Raw genomic sequence first — 19,951 nt, forward strand, 5'->3', positions numbered from 1 at the left:
CTGTGACAAGATGACGTCGCGACAGTACGGGGCCGAAGGCAGAGCTCTGGCAAACGAGGGGTGAGATGGATCCGATTTCCAAGTTCATGGTCGATCACAAGATCCCGATCGGCGCCTGGGGAAAGGCGTTCTTCGGTTTCCTTACCGACAATTTCGACACCGTCTTCAGGGCGTTCTCGAATGGCCTCAATTTTCTGCTCGACGGGCTGGTCAACATCCTGCTGATGGTGCCGCCGGTGCTGCTCGCTTTGGTGATTGCCGTCATCGCCTGGCTGCTGCAGCGTTCGCGCCCGCTCGCCATTGGCGTTTTCATCGGGCTGATCTTCATCATCAACCAGAACCTTTGGAAACAGACGGTGCAGACGCTGGTGCTGGTTGTCGCGGCGGCGGCGGCGGCGATGGCGATCGGCGTGCCGCTCGGCATCTGGGCCGCGCACAAGCCGAAGGTTTATCGCATCATGCTGCCGGTGCTCGACCTGATGCAGACGCTGCCGACCTTCGTCTACCTGATCCCGGTGCTGACGCTGTTCGGTCTTGGCAATGCGCCCGGCCTGATCGTCACCATCATCTTCGTCATCCCGACCGCGGTCCGGCTCACCCATCTCGGCGTCGTCTCGGTACCGAAGTCGATCATCGAGGCCGGCGAGGCCTTCGGCGCCACCAAGAGCCAGCTGTTGTGGAAGGTCGAGCTGCCCTCGGCGCTGCCGACCATCATGGCGGGTCTGACGCAGTCGATCATGCTGTCGCTGTCGATGGTGGTGTTCGCGGCCCTGATCGGCGCCGGCGGGCTCGGTACGGAAATCAACCGGGCGCTCGGTTCGCGCCGCATCGATCTGGGCCTTGAGGCCGGTCTCGCCATCGTCGTGCTCGCCATCGTGCTCGACCGGATGACCCGCATTGGCGTTGGAGGCAAGAAATGACCGTCGCCGTCGATTTCAGGAATGTCGATATCGTCTTCGGCGCCGACCAGGCCGGCTCGCTGGCGATGATCGACAAGGGCGCCACCCGGGCCGAAATCCTCGAGAAGACCGGCAATGTGCTCGGCTGCGCCGGCGCCAGCCTCACCGTGCATGAAGGCGAGATCTCGGTGCTGATGGGCCTGTCCGGTTCGGGCAAGTCGACGCTGCTTCGCGCGGTCAACCGGCTCAACGTGGTGTCGCGCGGCCAGGTGCTGGTGAAGGACGGTGACCGCACGGTCGATGTCGTCACCTGCGACGAGCCGACCCTGCGGCGGCTGCGCCAGAAGCAGGTGGCAATGGTGTTCCAGCAGTTCGGCCTGCTGCCATGGCGCACGGTGGAGGAGAATGTCGGGCTCGGCCTCGAACTCGCCGGCGTGCCGGACGCCGAGCGCAAGGAGCGGGTGCATCGCCAGCTCAAGCTGGTCAATCTCGACCAATGGTCGAACAAATACGCCCATGAGCTGTCGGGCGGCATGCAGCAGCGCGTCGGCCTGGCGCGTGCCTTCGCCACCGAGGCGCCTATCCTGTTGATGGACGAGCCGTTCTCGGCCCTCGACCCGCTGATCCGCACCAAGCTGCAGGACGAACTTCTGCAGCTGCAGGCGGAATTGAAGAAGACCATCATCTTCGTCAGCCACGATCTCGAGGAGGCGCTGAAGATCGGCAGCCACATCACTATCATGGAGGGCGGCCGTATCGTCCAGACCGGCGCGCCGGAAGACATCGTGCTGCGCCCCGCCAACGATTATGTCCGCGACTTCATCGCCAATGTGAACCCGCTCTCGGTGCTGACCGCCTGGAACGTGATGCGCGACCGCCGCGATCTCGAACAGGGCAAGGACGGCTGGGTGTGGCTCGACCGGCGCAAGACGACGCGCTTCAAGATCGACGAGCACGGGCTGGTGGCGGCGGCCGAGCGCGACGGCAAGCCGGCCGTATGGGTGTCCTGCGCCGATGTCGAGGGCCAGCCGGAGGAGTTGGCGCAAGTGTTCTGGGCCAATCCCGGCACCTCGCTGAAGACCGTGATGCTGGCCATGCACCGGTCGCAGACCGCACCCGTGGCGCTGTTCGACGACCAGTCGCGCTTCGTCGGCGCGATCGGCATCCGCGACGTGCTGAGCGCGGTGCTGCGGCGCTGATGCATGTCGCCCAAAAGTGACCTCGGTTTTGGGAAGGCGACATGCACAAAAACGAAGACTGAAGCGCGGCGCCTGATCCGCTTCGGCGCGACGCGCTTTAGGCGGCTATGTCCTAAGCCGCCATCGGCAGGCGCAACTCGGTCAGCAGGCCGCCGTCTGGATGGTTGGACAGGCGCACTTCGCCGCCCGCCGCGCGCGCGATGTTGCGGGCAATGGTCAGCCCCAGCCCGAGACCGCCGGTCTGGCGGTTGCGGGACTGTTCGAGACGCACGAAGGAGCCGAAGACGGCGTCGATCTGTGCCTGGGGAATGCCCGGTCCCTCGTCACGGATGGCGAGCGTGATCGTGCCGTCTAAGCGGCTGAGGCTGAGATGCGCCTGCTTGCCGTAGGTGACGGCGTTCTGCACCAGATTGGTGACGCAGCGCTTGAGGGCCACCGGCCGCGCCATGCAGATCAGGCCGCGCTGGCGGACGTCGTCATTGTCGAAGGAAACCGTCTCGTAGCTGTCGGCGACCGATTCGACGAGCGACCAGAAATCGATCCGTTCGGCCTTCTCTTCCGTGACCTCGAATTTGGCGAAGTCTATCACGGAACTCGCGATGCTTTCGATGTCGGCGAGATCGTGGGCGAGCGCCTGGCGCGCCGGTGATCTGCGCAACAGCTCCAGGCGCAGGCGCATCCTGGTCATCGGCGTGCGCAGGTCGTGCGCGAGGGCCGCCGCCAGGTGCTCACGATCCTCGACATATTCGCGCAGCCTCGCCTGCATGGCGTTGATCGCCTTGGCGGCGGCGCGTACCTCGCGGCTGCCGCTCTCGGCGATCGGCGGGCTCTTGAGGTCGTTGCCAATCCGGTTTACGGCGGTTTCCATCATCCGGTAGGGCGCGGTCAGCCGACGCAGCGACCAGATCGACATGATCACCACCAGCCCCGCGATCAGCGAATAGAGCGGCAGGCTATCGACGCTCAGGATCGGGCCGACGGGCGTGATCGGTTCGGTGAAATTCAGCCATTGGCCGTCGGCGAAGCGCAGCGAAGCCGTCAGCTTGTCGCTCTGGGCGAAATCGGCGGCCAGCACCAGAAGATCCCGCTCCACCTGGCCGATCTCGGGTCCCGGTGCCGCGCCGCCGGCATCGTCGGCTTCGCGCGTCGCCGGATCGCGCCGCACGCGCGCGTCGGTGATACCGAACTTGGACAATCGGCCGACGAGAATGTCCTCGAGTTCGGCCAGTTCGTCGTCGCCGGCGATCGAGGAGGTGACGGCGGGCGTGTCCGAGACGGTGAGCGCGTAGGTGGAGTTGAACAGCCCGGTCGCCGTCGCCTTGCGCTCCTCCGGCGTGGCGTCGTGCATCAGCTGCACGAGCGAGAAGGCGCGGTCGTTGAGGCGGTAGAGGTCGACCACGTCGTTGGCGGCGGCGCGGTCGCGCGATACGATATAAAGCGTCGCGACCTGACTGATCAGCAGGCCGGCAATGACGATCAGCAGCACCCAGACAGGCAAGGTCTGCGGCAGGAAACGTCTCATTCGGATGTCGTCTCGGGCAGGAACTGGTAGCCGCCGCTGCGCACGGTGAGGATCAGTTTGGGCGTCTTGGGATCATCTTCCATCTTGCGCCGCAGCCTGGAGACAAGGATGTCGATGCTGCGGTCGAAGGAATAGTCGCTGTCGCCGCCGGACAGTTCGATGAGCTGATCGCGGGTCAGCACGCGCTGGGCGCTCTTGACGAAGGTCTGCAGGAGGTTGAACTCAGCCATGGTCAGTTCGACCCTGACGTCGTCGGGCGCGGTCAGCCGCCGCCGCGAGCAGTCCATCGTCCAGCCGGCGAAGTGGTAAATCTGCTTGGTGGTGGCGCGCTTGGGCTCGGCGGCGCCATTGCGCCGCAGCACGGCGCGGACGCGGGCCAGCAATTCGCGCGGGTCGAAGGGTTTGGGCACATAGTCGTCGGCGCCCATCTCGAGCCCGACGACGCGGTCGGTCGTCTCGGTGACGGCGGTCAGCATGATGATCGGCGTCGTATACTGGGCGCGGATGTCACGGCACAGTTCCAGCCCGCTCCTGCCGGGCAGCATCACGTCGAGCACGATCAGATCCACCTGCGTGCGGCGCAGGATGGTTTCCATCTCGGTGCCGTCGGCGGCAACCGAGGTGTGCAGACCCCGCTTCTGGAAGAACTCCTGAAGCAGGTCGCGAATGCCCTTGTCGTCGTCGACGATCAGTATGTGTGTCTCGGATTTCACAGCTGCCCTGTCTGGTTTGCGAGCCACGCCATTTTTGGCTCGTGAGCCACACGATAGAATTCGGGCCGTATGTTGGCCAGTGCCTTGCTTTTCAAGGAAAAATGAATTCCGCCGTCTCCACATGAAGCAACGGCCAGCTTGGCGTGACCTGGCCAGACACAATTCAGAAACAAAATTCTACAATCGGGAAAAACTCCTGAAAAGGTAGGCCGGCATAACGGTGCCGTGGCGGTCAGGTCATCGGCTGCGACGCTAGTCTCCGGGTTCACGGATAAACCGATGCCAAGATTGTCGATCAGTTTGTTGGGAGTTTTGCTGGGCCTTGGCCTGCTCACTGCCGCTGTCGACCAATCAGACGCAAAGGCGCCGCTGACCCGGAGCGAACGGTGCGCCAATCTCAGCCACCAATTTGATGAAGCCCTCGAAACCCATGCCACGGCAACGCAGGTCACCGCGGCAAAGGCACTTCAGAGAAAGGGCAACCGGTACTGCGCCGCCAAGAAACAGGCGCAGGGCATCCGGATGCTCGCCAATGCTTTGAAGCTGCTTGGAGTGACACCGAACGACCCGGTCCAGTGACACTCAAAACGACCCGCACAAAAAAGGAAAACGAAGCCATGAAAAAATCCCTCCTGTCCGCCCTTGGTCTCGCCGTCGCTCTCGCCTTCTCGATGCCCGTTCTCGGCAACGCTGCCGCGACCACGACCGCTGCCCCGGCCGCTGCCACCACGACCACCGCTCCGGCTGCCGCCGCGACGACCACTGCTCCGGCCAAGGCTGCTCCGAAGAAGGTCGCCAAGAAGACCGTTTGCAAGGTGACCAAGAAGCACAAGTGCCCGGTCAAGAAGGCCCCCGCGATGGCGGCTCCCGCGAAGGCGGCCCCTGCGAAGGCTGCTCCCAAGAAGCCCTGATCAGCTTCGAGGTTAGTTCTAGCAAGGCCGCCCCAGCCGCAAACCGGCTGGGGCGGCCTTCTGCCAAGGGCCATGGTCGATGAGCTGAACGCCGGCGGCTTCCAGCCACGCATCTCGATCGTGCTTAACCCGTTTGCAATGCCGGCCCTGTAGGACAATCCGCATGAAGAAGCGGCTTTCGTCCATTTTTCGCTCCATGGTGATCGGCGGCCTCGTTGCCACCGGCGTCGCCAGGGTGCTGATTCTGCTCACCGCCAGCCCCGTGCCGGACCCTGCAAGCGGGCGCACCGAGCCTTCGCTGTTCGCACCGGCGATTTCCAGCAACTGGGATTACATCACGCCGGTGCAGGCATGGCTTTTGATCGTGCTCGCCGGCGTGACGCTGATCTGTGTTGCCGGATGGCCGATCGCGGCGTGGCTGGAACGCCGGGCGGATGCCGACCCAACGCGCCGCGTCTTCGGCCGTCAGGGCCGTTGAACCGCGACCGACAATTCCCCACATGATCCCGGAGGACCGGGCCCGCCCGCCGACGGTCTGTAAATGGACGATCACTGCCGCCCGCGGCAAAATGCGGACTTAAGCTGATCGCGAAAACAGTCGGTTCGAATGCCTGAAATCACCACAAAACCGCGCACCAAGGTCAAGCCGCAGACAGAGCGGCCGAAGCTCTACAAGGTCATCCTCGTCAATGACGATTTCACGCCGCGCGAATTCGTGGTCACGGTGCTGAAGGGCGAGTTCAAGCTCTCGGAGGACCAGGCGCACCGGGTCATGATCACCGCGCACCAGCGTGGCGTCTGCGTGGTCGCGGTCTTCACCAGGGATGTCGCCGAGACCAAGGCGACGCGGGCGACCGACGCCGGCAAGGCCAAGGGCTACCCACTGCTGTTCACGACGGAACCGGAGGAGTGAGGAGGGGCTCGTCATAGCCTTGGTTTCGACGATTGGCGAAACCACTCGCGATAGCGTCGCTCTCCGCGTCACTACACGGGGAGAAAGTAGGAGCGCACCGCTCTATCGTCCCTCGCGGTACCACATCGAACCCATCGCCAGGAGCAACAGGCCCAGGCCAAGGAAGCCGCCGAACAGCGGCACGCGCGACACGGCCTTGAGCACACTGTCGTCGGTGGTGCGCAGGCCGATCCAGTCGCTGCCCGACGCCTCGCCGGCCGAGCGCACCGGCACGATGGAAGGCAGCGTCACGTCGCTGCCCGTGGCAGACGCCAGCCGGCGCACGCTGCCGCCGGTAGCTTCCGCCGGCGCCTTCAGCCGCTCCTGCGTGGAGACGACGTCGGCGAATTCCGGAGCGTTGACCGGTCCGACATGGGCAAGCGCGGTGAGATCGCCATTGGCAACCTGGAAGAGGCCGATTTCGCTGGTCTGAACGCTGCCGAGGAAGACGCCGGGCTCGGACTTGTCGAGCTTGACGGTGAGCGTCTTACCGGAGGGGGTGATGATCTGCGCCGGGCCGGGATCGTCGGCCATGGTCTGGCGGCGGATCTCCAGCACCATGCCGCGTCCCTCGGCGGTCAGCCGCTCTTCCTCGAGTTCGGGCTCCTTCATCAGCCAGTGGGCGATGCGCCGGTAGAGCTGGACATGCGGGCCGCCGCCCTCGAAGCCGCGCGCCCACAGCCAGCCCTGGTCGGACAGAAGCATGCCGACGCGGCCTTCGCCCTTGCGGTCGAGCAGCAGCAGCGGCCGGTTGTCGGCGCCCTTCATCACCACTTCACCCTGCGGACTCTGCACACCGATGGTGCGGAACCAGCGGCTCCAGTGCGGCGGCTCGGTGGCCGAACCGTCGAGGCCGCGCGTCACCGGGTGACGCTGACCGAGTTCGGTGAGGCGGGGATAAAAGGCCTTGTCGACGACCTCGCCGGTCGGCATGGCCGGCAGCGCCGACATCAGCGGCGTGCGTGCGATCGAAGCCTCGCCGGCATATTCGGGACCGGCGGCGATCAGCAGCGCGCCGCCCTTTTCGACATATTCGGAGATGTAATCGTAATAGAGGATCGGCAGCACGTCGCGGTGCTGGTAGCGGTCGAAGATGATGAGGTCGAAATCCTTGATCTTCTCGACGAACAGCTCGCGGGTCGGGAAGGCAATCAGCGACAATTCGTTGATCGGCGTGCCGTCCTGCTTTTCCGGCGGCCGCAGGATTGTGAAATGCACGAGATCGACCGAGGCGTCGGATTTCAACAGATTGCGCCAGGTGCGCTCGCCCGCATGCGGTTCGCCCGAAACGAGCAGAACGCGCAGGTTCTCGCGGATGCCGTCGACCAGCGCGATGGCGCGGTTGTTGGTGTCGGTCAGTTCGCCCGGCTCACGGTCGATGGCAAGTTCGATGATGTTGCGGCCAGCACCCGGGATGGTCACCTGCAGCGGCATGGCCTGGCCGACCGTGGCATGCTCGACCGAAACCTGCTCGCCATTGACCGAGACGCGCACATCGACCGGTCCGGTCTCGTTTTCGGTCGAGATGACGCGATAGCTCATGTCGAGCGGCTTGCCGACGAGGCCGAAACGCGGCGCGTTCTCGAAACGTATACGGCGGTCCTTCTCATGGTCGTTGCCGGTGATCAGGGCATGCAGAGGGGCGTTGAACTCGGGCGTGCCCGACGGCGTGTCATGCACCTCGCCGTCGGTGACCATGATGGCGCCGCCGATGCGCGAGGGCGGCACGTCGCGGAAGGCGCCTTCCAGCGCTCCGAACAGCCGCGTTTCCGTGCGCTCCTCGGCGGCGTCGGATTTGCCGGCCTCGACGACACGGACGTCGAACTGCTTGAAGCGGCCAAGACGCTGCTGCAGCCCGGCCACGGCCTCGTCGGTCTGCCTGGTGCGGTCGCCAATGTCCTGGCTCTGGCTGCGGTCGACGACCAGCGCGACGACGCTTTTCAGCGGCTCGCGCTCCTCGTTGAGGAATACGGGGTTGAAGAGGGCGGCGGCGAGCGCCAGCAGGGCGACCAGGCGCAGGACCGCGCCGCGCTGGCGAAACCACAGGCCGACGAGCGCCAGCAGCGCCAACGGTACCAGCACCAGGGCCAGAAGCGGCCAGGATAGAAGCGGTTCGAAGGAGATCGACCAGTTCATGCTTCATCCTCTCCGTTGTGGAGAGAGTTGACCCGCCGTGGGGAGTAAGAACGTCATCCTACTGCCCCAGCCGTTCGAGCAGGATGGGAACATGCACCTGGTCGGATTTGTAGTTGCCGGTCAGCATGTACATCATGATGTTGACGCCGGCGCGCAGCGCGTAGACCCGCTGCATCGGATCGTTCGGTACGGTCGGCAGCAGCGGATCGCCATTCTCGTCAACCGCCCAGGCGCCAGCGAAATCATTGGCGGTGATCATGATCGGCGATACGCCGTCGCCGGTGCGCACCGGCCGGTTGTCGGCATTGCTGGCATCGAGCGATGCCTCGACCCAGAGCGGGCTGCCGGCGAAGCGGCCGGGAAACTCGGGCAGGATGAAGAAGGATTTGGTCAGCACATGGTCCGACGGCACCGGCTCCAGTGGCGGCACGTTCAAGTTGCCGAGGATGTCGCGCAGCCGCTCGGTCGCCGGGCTGGTGGAATCGGCACCGATGCCGTTGGCGAACTGATCGCGGGTGTCGAACAGCACGGTGCCGCCCTGCTGCATATAGGCGTCGATGCGGGCGATCGCGGCCTGGCTTGGCATCGGTGCCGCCGGATCGATCGGCCAGTAGATCAGGGGATAGAAGGACAGTTCGTCCTTCGAAATGTCGACGCCGGCCGGCGCCCCCGGTTCCAAGGCGGTCTTCTCGATCAGGAAGCGGGTCAGACCCTCGAGCCCGGCGCGGCTGATCGAATCGACACCCGGGACGCCTGTCAGCACATAAGCGATGCGGGTTTTCGAAATCGCCTCGATAGCAACCTGGTCGCCCGGCTTGGCATCATCGGCGCGCGCGACATCGGCATGGCCGAACAGTGGGCCAAGCGCGATCAAGACAGCGGCTGTGGTGGCGCCCGCACCGGCACGGCGGGGCCGGCGCGAAAACAGGCCGCCCATCCACAACACCGCCAGCGTGTCGAGCAGCATCAGCAACAGAGCCGCCGCGACCAGCGCGCCCTTCAGGTTGCGCGATTCATCGAAGGCGTACTGGACGGTGGTAACCGGGACCGTCACTTGCGGGCGCGCCAGCGGGGCGAAGGTGCTTGAGGCGTCGAGCAGATTGTGGGCGAAGACGCCGGTTTCCGAGCCGTAGAGGCCAGGCGGGTTCTCGAAGGTGACCGGCAGTGGTCCTGCGCCCGGCACCAGCGGCCGTGCATCCGGTGTCGGCGGCACCAGCGAGCCGTCGGCCGCGATCATCCGATAGGGCGCCAGCGACGTGGCTGCGGCTTCGGCATTGGCGATCGCCGCGCCCTGGTTGCGCGACAATTGCACGATGCGGCGCAGCATCTCCACGAAACTGCCCGAGATCGGCAGGTTCGACCACGTCGCCTCGGGGGTGACATGGAACAGCACCAGCGTGCCCTTGCCCTTCTTCAGCCCGGTCACCAGCGGCGTGCCGTCGGCGAGGGCCGCCCAGGTGCGCTCGACGATGTCGGGTGTCGGTTCGGCCAGCACCTGCCTGGTCACCGTGACCTCGGTCGGCGGCGCCAGGTCGGCGAACGGGCCGGTCTTGGGAAATTCGGTGACCGGCTGCGGCGAGGTCCATGACAGCGCGCCGCCGAGCGAACGCTCGCCGGTGCGCAGGCGGACCGGCAGCAAATCGTCGTCATTGCCGGCGGCGGCCAGCCGCGAGCCGGCGAAACGCACGAGCGTGCCGCCATTGTCGACCCAGTCGACCAGTCTTTGCCGGACCTGTGCGGGAATGGTGCCGATATCGGCCATGACGATCATCGCCGGCTTCTGGTCGAGGATCTGCGGGATGGCGTCGGCGAGATCGGCGCTGGAGGGCTCGACCAGATCGGCGAAAGGCTGCAGCGCGCGCCTGATGTAGTAGAGCGGCGACAGAAGCGGCTGCGCCTGGTCGGCCTCGGCTTGCGACAACAGCCCGACGCGGCGGCGTTTGGAGCTTTCGTCGAGCACGCGCACGGCACCTGCATGCCGTTCGCCATCGAGCGCGATCGACGCGAAGTCGTTGCGCAATTCGAACGGCACCGCCATGGTGCCAGTGGCCGTGGCTTCGCCCGGCGCGAAGGTTAGGGTCGCATCGGCGATGCGGCGGCCCTTGTCGTCGAATGCGCCGGCGGTGACCTGCGCCGGGGCGGGGTCGCCGGGCGCGCGGATGGCGGTCAAACCAAAGCCATCAACCTGGTTTTCGGCTGATGTCAGGCCAGTCAGCGACAGCCGGTCGGCCACCGCCCAGACGATTCGGGCGGCATTTTTCGACAACAGCGTGTTGAAGGCGGCCTCGTCGCCCTTTGCCGCCAGGCCATCGGCCAGCACGGCGACGCTGGCGCCAGGCAAGGTTTCCAGCATGCCGGCGACGCGCGCATAGACGGCGGGCCGGTCGGTCGGGATCGGCCGCGGCTTGGCGGCGCGCAGCCGGTCGAGCGCGGCGGCGGCATCGAAGGGGCCGATCTCGGCATTGGGCTTTTCGGCGGTGAAGGCGATGATAACAGGCACGCCGTTCGAGCCGGCGTCCTTGATCAGCCGCTCGGCGGTGGCGACGCGCTTGTTCCAGTCGGCGGCACTCGCCCAATCATTGTCGATGACCAGGGCAAGCGCGGCACCCTCGGCCGGCAGCTTTTCGCGCGGGTTGAACACCGGTTCGGCCAATGCCGCGACGACGAGGGCGGCCATCAGCAGCCTGAGCAGTGTCAGCCACCAGGGGCTGCGCTGCGGGGTTTCCTCACGCCTCAGCACGCGGGCCAGGATCTTCAGCGGCGGGAACACCTCGGTCTGCGGCTTGGGCGGGGTGAGCCTGAGCAGCCACCAGATCACCGGTAGCGCCAGCAGGCCCCACAGCACCATGGGGGCGCCGAAGGAGAGCGGCAGCCAGCTCATGCGACCGCCTTTCCAGGCTGATCGCCGGCAATGATACCGGCATGCCCGCCATCGGCGGTCATCGCCATGTGCAGGCGCACCAGCGCGTCGGACGCGAGCCGGTCGGTGTGGTTGACGGTAAAGCTCCAGCCAAGCCGCTTGCACCAGCCGGCCAACTCCTGGCGGCGAGCGGTGTAGAGCAGGCGGTATTCATCGGCCAGCATCTCGGCGCGGCCGGCGGTCAGCTTGTCGCCGGTCTCGGGATCGGTGAACTCGGTGCGGCCGGCATAGGGGAAGGTTTCCTCGGCCGGGTCGGCAACCTCGATCAGATGGACGCGCACGCCATGGCGGGCGAGCACGTCGAGCCAGGCCATGGTTTCCTCGACGGGGTCGAGGAAATCGCTGGCGATGACGATGTCGCAGAAGCGCCTGATGTTGGAGAGATCGGGTTTTGCCGGCAGTTCGCCGGCATGCATGAGCTGGGCGGCGATGCGCTCGGCGCCGTTGCGGGCGGTGAATGGATCGGTCAGATCAGGCCAGGCGATGCGTTCGCCGCTGCGTGACAAAAGCTCGGCCATGGCCAAGGTCAGCACCAGGGCGCGCGATTGCTTGGAAACGCCGGCTCCCGTCGATTTGTAGAGCATGGACGGCGAGGGGTCGGCCCACAGCCAGACGGTGTGGGCGGCTTCCCATTCGCGGTCGCGCACATAGGTGTGGTCGTCGCGGGCCGAGCGGCGCCAGTCGATGCGCGAGGCGTCGCCTTCGACATAAGGCCGGAACTGCCAGAAATTCTCGCCGATGCCGCGCTTGCGGCGGCCATGCCAGCCGGCGATCACGGTGTTGACGATACGGCGCGCCTCGACCAGCAGGTCGGGAACCAGCGAAGCCCGCAACCGGCCTCGGGCGAGCGCATCGCGCGTCGCTGCCGGGGCCTGGACTTCGCCGATACGCGCCATCAAATGCCTTTCACAAGCTTCGCCACCACGTCGCGCACGCTGGTGCCCTCCGCGCGGGCGGCGAAGGTCAGCGCCATGCGATGCTGCAGCACCGGTTCGGCCAGCGCCCTGACATCGTCGACCGAAGGCGCCAGGCGTCCGTCGTAGAGCGCGCGGGCCCTGGTGCACAGCATCAGCGCCTGGCTGGCGCGCGGGCCCGGGCCCCAGGCGACATGCTTGTCCGTGTCGGCATTGCCCTGGCCCGGACGCGCCGAGCGCACCAGGGTAAGGATCGCCTCGACGACGCTTTCGGGTACCGGCATGCGGCGGATCAGTGTCTGGATCTCCTTCAGCCGCGCCGGCTGCAGCACGTTCTGGGCTTTCGCGTCCTCGACGCCGGTGGTTTCCAACAGGATGCGGCGCTCGGCCTCGATTTCGGGGTACAAGATGTCGACCTGCATCAGGAAGCGGTCGAGCTGGGCTTCGGGCAGCGGATAGGTGCCTTCCTGCTCCAGCGGGTTCTGCGTCGCCAGCACATGGAAGGGGGAAGGCAGGTCGTAGCGTGCGCCGGCAATGGTGACATGATATTCCTGCATCGCCTGCAGCAGCGCCGACTGCGTGCGCGGCGAGGCGCGGTTGATCTCGTCGGCCATCAGCAACTGGGCGAAGATCGGCCCGGAAATGAAGCGGAACGAGCGCTTGCCGGTCTCGTCCTGCTCCATGACCTCGGAGCCGAGGATGTCGGACGGCATCAGGTCGGGCGTGAACTGGATGCGGCGCGAATCGAGCCCCAGCACGACGCCCAACGTCTCCACCAGCTTGGTCTTGGCGAGGCCCGGCACACCGACCAGAAGCGCATGGCCGCCGGCCAGCAGCGCCACCAGCGTACGCTCGACGACGTTCTCTTGGCCGAAGATCACCCGGCCAACCCCGTCGCGGATCCTGGAGATGTCGGCAAGCGCCTTCTCGGCCTCGGCGACCATGTCCGTTTCGCTGATCGGGCTTTCCTTGACCATCACGCTCATGCCGCATCGATCCCTTTGGTTGGAAATGCCATGGTTTGGAAATGCTGGCCCGCACCATACCATAGGCTGCCGCGATTCGGCCTCGCGGAGCGCCTATGGTTGAACTTAAATCACAGACTTAGGCTGACAAGCGGAACAACAGTGACTATTTCGTGACGATGAGCGAACACCACGAACGTCGCCAACAAAGCCTTACGCAGGCCACCGAGGCTCGGGGCCTTGAGGCGCTGATCTCGCGCGCGGCCCGCGCAGGCAAGGGCGCGGCGCCGGTCGAGCGCTGGAATCCCGACTTTTGCGGCGATCTCGACATGGAAATCAAGGCCGACGGCACCTGGTTCTACCTGGGCACGCCGATCGGCCGCATGCCGCTGGTGCAGCTTTTCTCCTCTGTGCTGCGCAAGGACGCCGACGGCAGGACCTATCTGGTGACGCCGGTGGAAAAAGTCGGCATCCGCGTCGCCGATGCGCCTTTCGTCGCCGTCGAGATGGATGTTTCGGGCGAAGGCGAGGATCAGGTCATCACCTTCCGCACCAATGTCGGCGACGTGATCGAGGCCGGACCGGAGCGGCCGCTGCGCTTCGTCGACGAGAACGGGACCGGCGGTTTGAAGCCGTATCTGCTGGTGCGCGGCAGGCTGGAGGCGCTTGTGGCGCGGCCGGTCATGTACGAACTGGTCGGGCATGGCGAGGAGATCGAAATCGACGGCAGGACGATGTTTTCAGTGCGCTCCAAGAACGCCGTGTTTCCGATCATGCCGGCCGATCAGTTGAAGCGGTTGAGCGCATGATGGACCAGGTATCGCCAGCGCCGTTTTCGTCGGCGGATTTTCGCGCGCGCTTTGCCGCGCAGCCGGAGGCGCATGCCGGCGGCGACTATGGCGATCACCGCTTCAATCCCGGCCATCCACGCCTCAACCATGGCAAGCCGCTGCGCAACGCCGCGGTGCTGATCCCGGTGGTCGACAATGACGGCGAGGCGACGGTCCTGCTGACCAAACGGGCCGAAAAACTCCGCAATCATTCCGGGCAAGTGGCTTTCCCGGGCGGCACGATCGATGCGACCGACGCAAGCCCGGAAGCGGCGGCGCTGCGCGAGACCTTCGAGGAGATCGGCCTTGGCCAGGATCGCATCGAGATCATCGGCCGGATGCCCGATTACGTCGCCGGCAGCGGCTACCGCATCGCGCCGGTGCTAGGCATCGTGCGGCCACATTTCCAGCTGACCCTGAACGCGGATGAGGTCGACGCCGCCTTCGAAGTGCCGCTGCGCTTCCTGATGGACGCGGCCAACCACAAGCGCGACAGCCGCATCTGGAACGATCTCGAATGGTTCTTCTACGACATGCCCTATGGCGACCGGCGCATCTGGGGTGTCACCGCCGGGATCATCCGCACACTGTATGAAAGGCTCTATGCGTGAGTGTTTCGATCGCGGGCAGGGCGGACTGGCTCTTCGACAAGCATCTGCAGCGCCTGCTTGGCGCGCTCACCGAAGGCGGTGAAGAGGCGCGCATCGCCGGCGGCGCCGTTCGCAACGTGCTGATGGGCCAGCCTGTCACCGACATCGACATAGCAACCTCTTGCCTGCCGCGGGAAACCATTCGCCGCGCCGAGGCGGAAGGCTTCAAAGCGGTGCCGACCGGTATCGAGCACGGCACCATCACGGTGGTCGCCGATGGCAAACCTTATGAAATCACCACCTTGCGCGCCGATGTCGAGACCGATGGCCGTCGCGCCAAGGTGTCGTTCGGGCGCGACTGGAAGCTCGACGCCGAGCGGCGCGACTTCACCATCAACGCGCTCTATGCGGAGGCCGACGGCGGCGTTGTCGACCTTGTCGGCGGCATCGCCGACATCGAGGCGCGCCGGCTGCGCTTCATCGGCGACCCGGAGGCACGCATCCGTGAGGATTATCTGCGCATCCTGCGCTTCTTCCGCTTCTTCGCCTGGTATGGCGAAGGCCGGCCCGACGCCGAGGGGCTGAAGGCCTGCGCCCGGTTGAAGGAAGGCCTCGCCCAACTCTCGGCGGAGCGCATCTGGTCCGAACTGAAAAAGCTCTTGTCCGCACCCGATCCCTCGCGGGCGCTGCTCTGGATGCGGCAGGCCGGTGTCTTGACCGCCGCGCTGTCGGAAAGCGAGAAATGGGGCATCGATGCGATCCACGGATTGACCAGGGCCGAGAAGGACCTGGGCTGGGCGGTGGATCCGATGCTGCGGCTGGAGGCGATGGTGCCGCCGGATGCGGCGCGCATGAAGACGCTTGCGGAGCGGCTGAAATTCTCGACCGCTGAAGCGGATCGCCTGCGCCATTGGTCGATGGCAATCGCGGTCGAACCGAAGACGACCGAGGGCGAATTGGCGAAGAGGCTCTATCGCGGCGACCGCCAAGGATTTGTCGACCGCCTGCGGCTTTCGCTTGCCGCGGCGCGGGTGCGGGCCGTTGAAGACAACGAAGCGCTGCTCGAAGCCGGCGGCTTTTCGCGCCTACTTTCCTTTGCGCTCAAATGGAAAAGGCCCGAATTTCCGCTGCGAGGCGCCGATCTGACCGCGCTCGGCGCAACACCAGGGCCGAAGCTCGGGGAGATCCTCAAGAACCTGGAAGCGGAATGGGTCGATGCGAGTTTTACGCCCGATCGCGACGCACTGATCAAGCGCGCCGCGGAGGCACTTGAAGGCTGATGAGGATCAGGCCGCGTCGCGGACCTTCTCGATTCGGGAGCGGATAGCCTCGATCATCGTCTCGCGGATGGTCGTTTCGCCATGTGTCTCACGCATATGCTCGACGGCACGGCGCATCACTTCGGCCTCCTCGCCGGCACGGGTATGCCACTCACAGCCGGGAACCAGCGACCCGCAGTGAAATTCCTTCATCGGACTTCTCCTTTTCCTCCGTGGAGCCTGCAAGGCCCCGGTACTTTCTTGGCCCATGATCCGACTTTTCCGATCATGGGCGGGGGTGAGAACCATAACACAGATGGTGTGATATTGGTTGCGGTCAACGGTGAAAGGGCGGAGCAGCGCTGCTCCGCCCTCTTACGCTAGCCCGGCGGGCAGGCCGTCACTTCACGATCTTGACTGCCTCGGCAACTTTGTCCTTGCCGCTCATGTCCCACGAAATTCTGACCTTCTCGCCGACCTTCAGGCCAGGATCCTTGAAGGTTTGGGGAAGCGTAAAAGACGATCCATTGTCGAGAACCAGGCTCTTGGCCGTCGCATCGAAGCTCTTGACCGTTCCGGTGGTGTGCTTGACGGCGGCGAACGCCACCGAACCGGAAGCAAGAAGGGCAGCTGCGGCAGCGGAAACAATGATCTTTCTCATGCTGATACACTCCTGGGAAAGCGGCCATCCTTTGACGAAGATGATCCGCATCGTCTTCGGGCCGTCCGGTCGCGTCGAGTCGCGGTTCGCCTGTTCCGACGCAATTCCGAAGGGAAAACCGCATTTTCCTGGAATTGCCCTCGGGCAAACCACCGGCGCTTCCCGACCCGAATGCGATAAATAACCCAGTCTTATCAGATGGATATTAGACGAAAAAGATATTCATTGTGTCACATTCCGCGCCCAGATTCGAACAATGGGACATCAATGCGGCCTCACATCGCGCTCACAATTTTTTTATGGCCAGCGAACTTCCGGCGGCAGGCTGGACAGGATCGAGGCGACATTGCCGCCGGTCTTGAGCCCGAAGATGGTGCCGCGATCGTGAAGAAGGTTGAATTCGACATAACGGCCGCGGCGAACGAGCTGTTCGTCGCGGTCGCCATCGGTCCAGTTCTCGTTGAAGTTGGCGCGCACGAGGTGACCGTAGACCACGAGAAAAGAGCGCCCGACATCCTGGACGAAGTTGAAATTGGCATTCCAGCCGCCCTTCTCCTCTTCCGGATGCAGGTAGTCGAAGAAGATGCCGCCGGTGCCGCGCGGCTCGTTGCGGTGCGGCAGGAAGAAGTACTCGTCGCACCAGGCCTTGAATTTCGGATAGTCGGCGACGGCGGCATTCTTCTCGCAAGCGAATTGCATGGCACGCTGAAAGGCTATCGTGTCGGGATCGTCCTGGGTGCGGCGGCGGTCGAGCACCGGCGTCAGGTCGGCGCCGCCGCCGAACCACTGGCGCGAGGTCACCACCATGCGGGTGTTCATATGCACGGCCGGAACGTTGGGGTTCCAGGGATGCGCGATCAGTGAAATGCCCGATGCCCAGAAGCGCGGGTCTTCCTCGGCGCCGGGCATCTGCTTCCTGAACTCGGGCGAGAACTCGCCATGAACAGTCGAAGTGTGGACGCCGACCTTCTCGAAGACGCGGCCGTGCATCATCGACATGGTGCCGCCGCCGCCCTTGCCGTGATCACGCTCCCAGGGCGTCTTTTCGAAACGGCCCGGTGACCACGAAGCCAGCGGCCCGCCGAGATCCTGCTCGATCTGCTCGAAAGCGCCGCAGATGCGCTCGCGCAGCGCCTCGAACCAAAGCCGGGCCTTCATCTTCTTTTCTTCGATGTCGGCAGGCAGCCCCGCCGGTATTTCAGGTCGTTCCAAGTGCCGTCTCCGGTTGCGGGGCGGTGAGTCGACAAAAGACTCGTCTTTTCCGGGCGCGATCCCTAATCTCTTAAGGGATAGGGTCAAGTCACTTTGGTTTCGCGCATGATCCTTTCCGAAACCCGATTCCGATTTCGGGGTCATGCGCCAGGTGCAAGGAGTTGTTTCGTGCGCACCCCGGCAAGACCGCCGCTGGATGGCCTGAAGAAAAGGCTCGATCAAAGCCGGGCCGAGCGCGCACGCATGCCGCGCGACGGTTTCCTGCGTGAGACCTTCGTCCTGCCGCGCTCGGACGCCCGTCTCAAGGCCAAGGAATGGTTCGAGCGCTTCCCCAAGCAGGCCTACTGGACCGAGATCGAAAGCTGGTTCGAACGCCCGGGCGATCTTATCGAGTTTACGATAAGGCGGCTGCCGGCCGCGGATTAGCGCTCGGCTAGCAGGCGCCTCGCGCCCGTTCCCTCCCTTGCCAGCCGATCCCCCTTATTGCGAAGCGGGCATTTGTCGATCGACATGCAGCCGCAGCCTATGCAGTCGGTCAAGCCGTCGCGCAGCTTCCTTAGCTGGCTGATTTTCTGGTCGAGGCTATCGCGCCAAGCCGTTGAAAGCAGATTCCAATCCTCGCGCGTCGGCGTGCGGCCTTCAGGTAATGATTCAAGCGCGGCACCGATTTCCGCGAGCGAGATGCCGACCTCCTGGGCAATCCGGATTATGGCCACCCGGCGCAGCACGTCACGGCCGTAGCGCCGCTGGTTGCCTGCCGTGCGATGGCTGCTGATCAGACCGCGGGCTTCGTAGAAATGCAGTGCCGACACAGCCACCCCGCTGCGCGTGGCCACCTGGCCGACCGTCAATTCCGTTACCGGCGCCATTTTCGCACTTTCCGCTTGACCTCAAGTTTAGTTGAGCTTGTAGCCAAGAAAGTCTGACTGTGCAAACCAAAGGAGAAGGCGGATGTGCGCCTGGGCAAAAATCACCGCTGACGGCGCTGCCGGCGATCCCCTATCGGAGTTGCCGGACGGCTTCGCCCGCCACCATGGCCACGGAAAGGGCGACGTTGATGCTGCGCGCACCGGGCTGCATCGGGATCGTCAGCCGCGCATCCGCCGCCTGATGGACTGGATCCGGCACGCCCGCGGATTCGCGACCGAACAGGAGGATGTCGCGGTCGGTGAAGCTGAAGTCGGTGTAGGGGGTCGTAGCCTTGGTCGACAGCAGCACCATGCGATCCGCGCGGGCCTTGCGCCACTCCTCGAAGGCGTCCCAGTCGACATGCCGGGTCAGGGCAGCCATTTCGAGGTAGTCCATGCCGGCGCGCTTGAGCGCTTTGTCGGAGAGCGGAAAGCCGGCCGGCTCAATGATGTCGACGCCGAGGCCGAGGCAAGCGGCGAAGCGCAGGATTGTCCCGGTATTGCCGGCAATGTCAGGCTGGTAGAGCGCGATGCGGAGACCAGGGTTCACTTCCGCGTCCTTCTAATAAGTGGCAGATCGGCCACAGCAGCTTCCTGGTTTTGGAAATTCCTGGACCTGCGGGTGGCCATTTTTTTCGAAGTCGGGTATATGACCGGCATTGTCAACCCGAACCGATGGAGGGGTAATTCATGATGGCCATGTACATCCAGCGCCCCACCTGTGGGCTTATTTGCGCCCTGGCGGTTTCGGTACGACGTTTCTCCTGATCTTTTAGACACTTCCGCACCGATTTCCGCCGAAACCATACCCTGGTCTTCGAAGGAAACCCGCGATGTTTTTCAAGCTGCCGAAGGGGCCGATGGCCCCGTCCCAACGCGTTCCGACTGATCCGCCGCCGATCCCGCGGCACGACGTCGATCATCCTTTTTATCTCTATTTCAACACGGAGGACGGACCGATGTTCGATCCCTATAGAATACCCGGCTCGAGGAGCCTGCATATCCACCGGCTGCCGACCTGGGCGCTGTTGATCGGTGACACCTATTCGTCGGCGGTTCATGCCGAAGTACGCCGGCGTCCACATCGCGGCATGCTGCCGGATGTCGATTTCTCGCGCGCGGTACCCGATCCGAGCCGTCCGTCGCTGGTGCGCCGGATCATCCGGCTGATCCGGCCAGGCGCGAAAAACCGGACTGGTGGCGCCATGTCGTCAGGATCGACAAAGGTGGCTGTCGGCGAAAAGCCGGCGAACCCCTATATAGCGCGAAGCAGGGCCGACGCTCCGGATGATTCCGGAGCGTCGGCCCTCGATGCCATGCGGTCCGAGGACTTCGTACGCCGCCAAGCCGCGTAAGCGGA

Annotated in this window: 22 protein-coding genes; 11 read left to right on the plus strand and 11 right to left on the minus strand. The window is 64.7% G+C overall.

Annotation, left to right across the window (positions count from 1 at the left end; all coding sequences use genetic code 11):
* Positions 1 to 65 precede the first annotated feature (65 nt).
* Both choW and choV read left to right on the plus strand, forming a co-directional pair.
* On the plus strand, positions 66 to 920 hold the full coding sequence (gene choW, locus FJ543_RS13120) for a choline ABC transporter permease subunit (protein WP_140665124.1): 855 nt from the start codon (positions 66 to 68) through the stop codon (positions 918 to 920).
* Entirely contained in the window at positions 917 to 2,098 is a 1,182-nt protein-coding gene (choV, locus tag FJ543_RS13125) for a choline ABC transporter ATP-binding protein (protein WP_015316047.1), read from the plus strand. The genes choW and choV overlap by 4 nt, the downstream gene beginning before the upstream one ends.
* A gap of 112 nt (positions 2,099 to 2,210) precedes the next feature.
* Here choV and FJ543_RS13130 read toward each other — a convergent pair whose 3' ends face one another.
* Both FJ543_RS13130 and FJ543_RS13135 read right to left on the minus strand, forming a co-directional pair.
* A complete protein-coding gene (locus FJ543_RS13130; protein ID WP_140875385.1) occupies positions 2,211 to 3,620 on the minus strand; it encodes an ATP-binding protein in 1,410 nt (469 codons plus the stop codon).
* Positions 3,617 to 4,333, minus strand: a complete 717-nt coding sequence (locus FJ543_RS13135; protein WP_140617673.1) for a response regulator transcription factor — start codon at positions 4,331 to 4,333, stop codon at positions 3,617 to 3,619. The genes FJ543_RS13130 and FJ543_RS13135 overlap by 4 nt, the downstream gene beginning before the upstream one ends.
* 279 nt (positions 4,334 to 4,612) lie before the next feature.
* Here FJ543_RS13135 and FJ543_RS13140 point away from each other — a divergent pair, with 279 nt between their 5' ends.
* The 4 genes from FJ543_RS13140 (at position 4,613) to clpS (ending at position 6,157) form a co-directional block, all read left to right on the plus strand.
* Complete coding sequence (locus tag FJ543_RS13140) at positions 4,613 to 4,912, plus strand: hypothetical protein (RefSeq protein ID WP_015316050.1); 300 nt, start codon at positions 4,613 to 4,615, stop codon at positions 4,910 to 4,912.
* Between the two features lie 38 nt (positions 4,913 to 4,950).
* Positions 4,951 to 5,244: a hypothetical protein gene (locus tag FJ543_RS13145; protein ID WP_140617674.1), complete on the plus strand. Its 294-nt coding sequence runs from the start codon at positions 4,951 to 4,953 to the stop codon at positions 5,242 to 5,244.
* Between the two features lie 163 nt (positions 5,245 to 5,407).
* Positions 5,408 to 5,722, plus strand: a complete 315-nt coding sequence (locus FJ543_RS13150; protein WP_140665118.1) for a hypothetical protein — start codon at positions 5,408 to 5,410, stop codon at positions 5,720 to 5,722.
* A 129-nt stretch (positions 5,723 to 5,851) separates the two neighbouring features.
* Positions 5,852 to 6,157 carry an ATP-dependent Clp protease adapter ClpS gene (gene clpS / locus FJ543_RS13155; protein ID WP_015316053.1) on the plus strand — a complete coding sequence of 102 codons (306 nt, stop codon included), beginning with the start codon at positions 5,852 to 5,854 and terminating at the stop codon, positions 6,155 to 6,157.
* 102 nt (positions 6,158 to 6,259) lie between these two features.
* On the opposite strand, the gene FJ543_RS13160 is transcribed toward clpS, so the two are convergent.
* Genes FJ543_RS13160 through FJ543_RS13175 form a run of 4 tightly spaced genes read right to left on the minus strand, consistent with a single transcriptional unit; the run spans position 6,260 to position 13,152 of the window.
* A complete protein-coding gene (locus tag FJ543_RS13160; RefSeq protein ID WP_140875387.1) occupies positions 6,260 to 8,332 on the minus strand; it encodes a hypothetical protein in 2,073 nt (690 codons plus the stop codon).
* A 58-nt stretch (positions 8,333 to 8,390) separates the two neighbouring features.
* Positions 8,391 to 11,213 carry a DUF4159 domain-containing protein gene (locus FJ543_RS13165; RefSeq protein ID WP_140875388.1) on the minus strand — a complete coding sequence of 941 codons (2,823 nt, stop codon included), beginning with the start codon at positions 11,211 to 11,213 and terminating at the stop codon, positions 8,391 to 8,393.
* Positions 11,210 to 12,148: a DUF58 domain-containing protein gene (locus tag FJ543_RS13170; RefSeq protein ID WP_140875390.1), complete on the minus strand. Its 939-nt coding sequence runs from the start codon at positions 12,146 to 12,148 to the stop codon at positions 11,210 to 11,212. The genes FJ543_RS13165 and FJ543_RS13170 overlap by 4 nt, the downstream gene beginning before the upstream one ends.
* Positions 12,148 to 13,152, minus strand: coding sequence for a MoxR family ATPase (locus tag FJ543_RS13175; RefSeq protein ID WP_023770308.1), 1,005 nt, complete (start codon positions 13,150 to 13,152; stop codon positions 12,148 to 12,150). Before FJ543_RS13175 ends, FJ543_RS13170 begins: the two co-directional genes overlap by 1 nt.
* A gap of 158 nt (positions 13,153 to 13,310) precedes the next feature.
* On the opposite strand from FJ543_RS13175, the gene FJ543_RS13180 reads away from it, so the two are divergent.
* From FJ543_RS13180 to FJ543_RS13190, 3 genes are read left to right on the plus strand one after another with little or no spacing between them, the layout of a single operon-like run.
* Positions 13,311 to 13,940, plus strand: coding sequence for a DUF1285 domain-containing protein (locus FJ543_RS13180; RefSeq protein ID WP_140875566.1), 630 nt, complete (start codon positions 13,311 to 13,313; stop codon positions 13,938 to 13,940).
* Positions 13,940 to 14,572: a CoA pyrophosphatase gene (locus tag FJ543_RS13185; protein WP_140875568.1), complete on the plus strand. Its 633-nt coding sequence runs from the start codon at positions 13,940 to 13,942 to the stop codon at positions 14,570 to 14,572. Before FJ543_RS13180 ends, FJ543_RS13185 begins: the two co-directional genes overlap by 1 nt.
* Entirely contained in the window at positions 14,569 to 15,831 is a 1,263-nt protein-coding gene (locus FJ543_RS13190; RefSeq protein ID WP_140875391.1) for a CCA tRNA nucleotidyltransferase, read from the plus strand. Before FJ543_RS13185 ends, FJ543_RS13190 begins: the two co-directional genes overlap by 4 nt.
* A 6-nt stretch (positions 15,832 to 15,837) precedes the next feature.
* Here FJ543_RS13190 and FJ543_RS13195 read toward each other — a convergent pair whose 3' ends face one another.
* The 3 genes from FJ543_RS13195 to hemF all read right to left on the minus strand — a co-directional run bounded on the left by FJ543_RS13195 (position 15,838) and on the right by hemF (position 17,683).
* Positions 15,838 to 16,023: a DUF1059 domain-containing protein gene (locus FJ543_RS13195; protein ID WP_015316061.1), complete on the minus strand. Its 186-nt coding sequence runs from the start codon at positions 16,021 to 16,023 to the stop codon at positions 15,838 to 15,840.
* Positions 16,024 to 16,210: 187 nt separating this feature from the next.
* Entirely contained in the window at positions 16,211 to 16,471 is a 261-nt protein-coding gene (locus tag FJ543_RS13200) for a DUF1344 domain-containing protein (RefSeq protein WP_023770301.1), read from the minus strand.
* A gap of 297 nt (positions 16,472 to 16,768) precedes the next feature.
* Positions 16,769 to 17,683 carry an oxygen-dependent coproporphyrinogen oxidase gene (gene hemF, locus FJ543_RS13205; RefSeq protein WP_140617679.1) on the minus strand — a complete coding sequence of 305 codons (915 nt, stop codon included), beginning with the start codon at positions 17,681 to 17,683 and terminating at the stop codon, positions 16,769 to 16,771.
* 168 nt (positions 17,684 to 17,851) lie between these two features.
* Between hemF and FJ543_RS13210 the strand changes: the two genes are divergently transcribed.
* Entirely contained in the window at positions 17,852 to 18,109 is a 258-nt protein-coding gene (locus FJ543_RS13210) for a hypothetical protein (RefSeq protein ID WP_023770299.1), read from the plus strand.
* Here FJ543_RS13210 and soxR read toward each other — a convergent pair.
* Positions 18,106 to 18,552 carry a redox-sensitive transcriptional activator SoxR gene (gene soxR, locus FJ543_RS13215; RefSeq protein WP_140875393.1) on the minus strand — a complete coding sequence of 149 codons (447 nt, stop codon included), beginning with the start codon at positions 18,550 to 18,552 and terminating at the stop codon, positions 18,106 to 18,108. The two genes, FJ543_RS13210 and soxR, sit on opposite strands and share 4 nt — an antisense overlap.
* 130 nt (positions 18,553 to 18,682) lie before the next feature.
* The gene (locus FJ543_RS13220) at positions 18,683 to 19,141 is read right to left on the minus strand and encodes a tRNA (cytidine(34)-2'-O)-methyltransferase (protein ID WP_015316066.1); all 459 of its coding nucleotides are present in this window, start codon (positions 19,139 to 19,141) and stop codon (positions 18,683 to 18,685) included.
* Between the two features lie 283 nt (positions 19,142 to 19,424).
* Between FJ543_RS13220 and FJ543_RS13225 the strand changes: the two genes are divergently transcribed.
* Complete coding sequence (locus FJ543_RS13225) at positions 19,425 to 19,946, plus strand: hypothetical protein (protein WP_181166335.1); 522 nt, start codon at positions 19,425 to 19,427, stop codon at positions 19,944 to 19,946.
* Positions 19,947 to 19,951: the final 5 nt, after the last annotated feature.

The sequence above is a fragment of the Mesorhizobium sp. B2-5-7 genome, assembly GCF_006440875.1.
In the GTDB taxonomy this organism is placed as follows: Bacteria; Pseudomonadota; Alphaproteobacteria; order Rhizobiales; family Rhizobiaceae; genus Mesorhizobium; species Mesorhizobium australicum.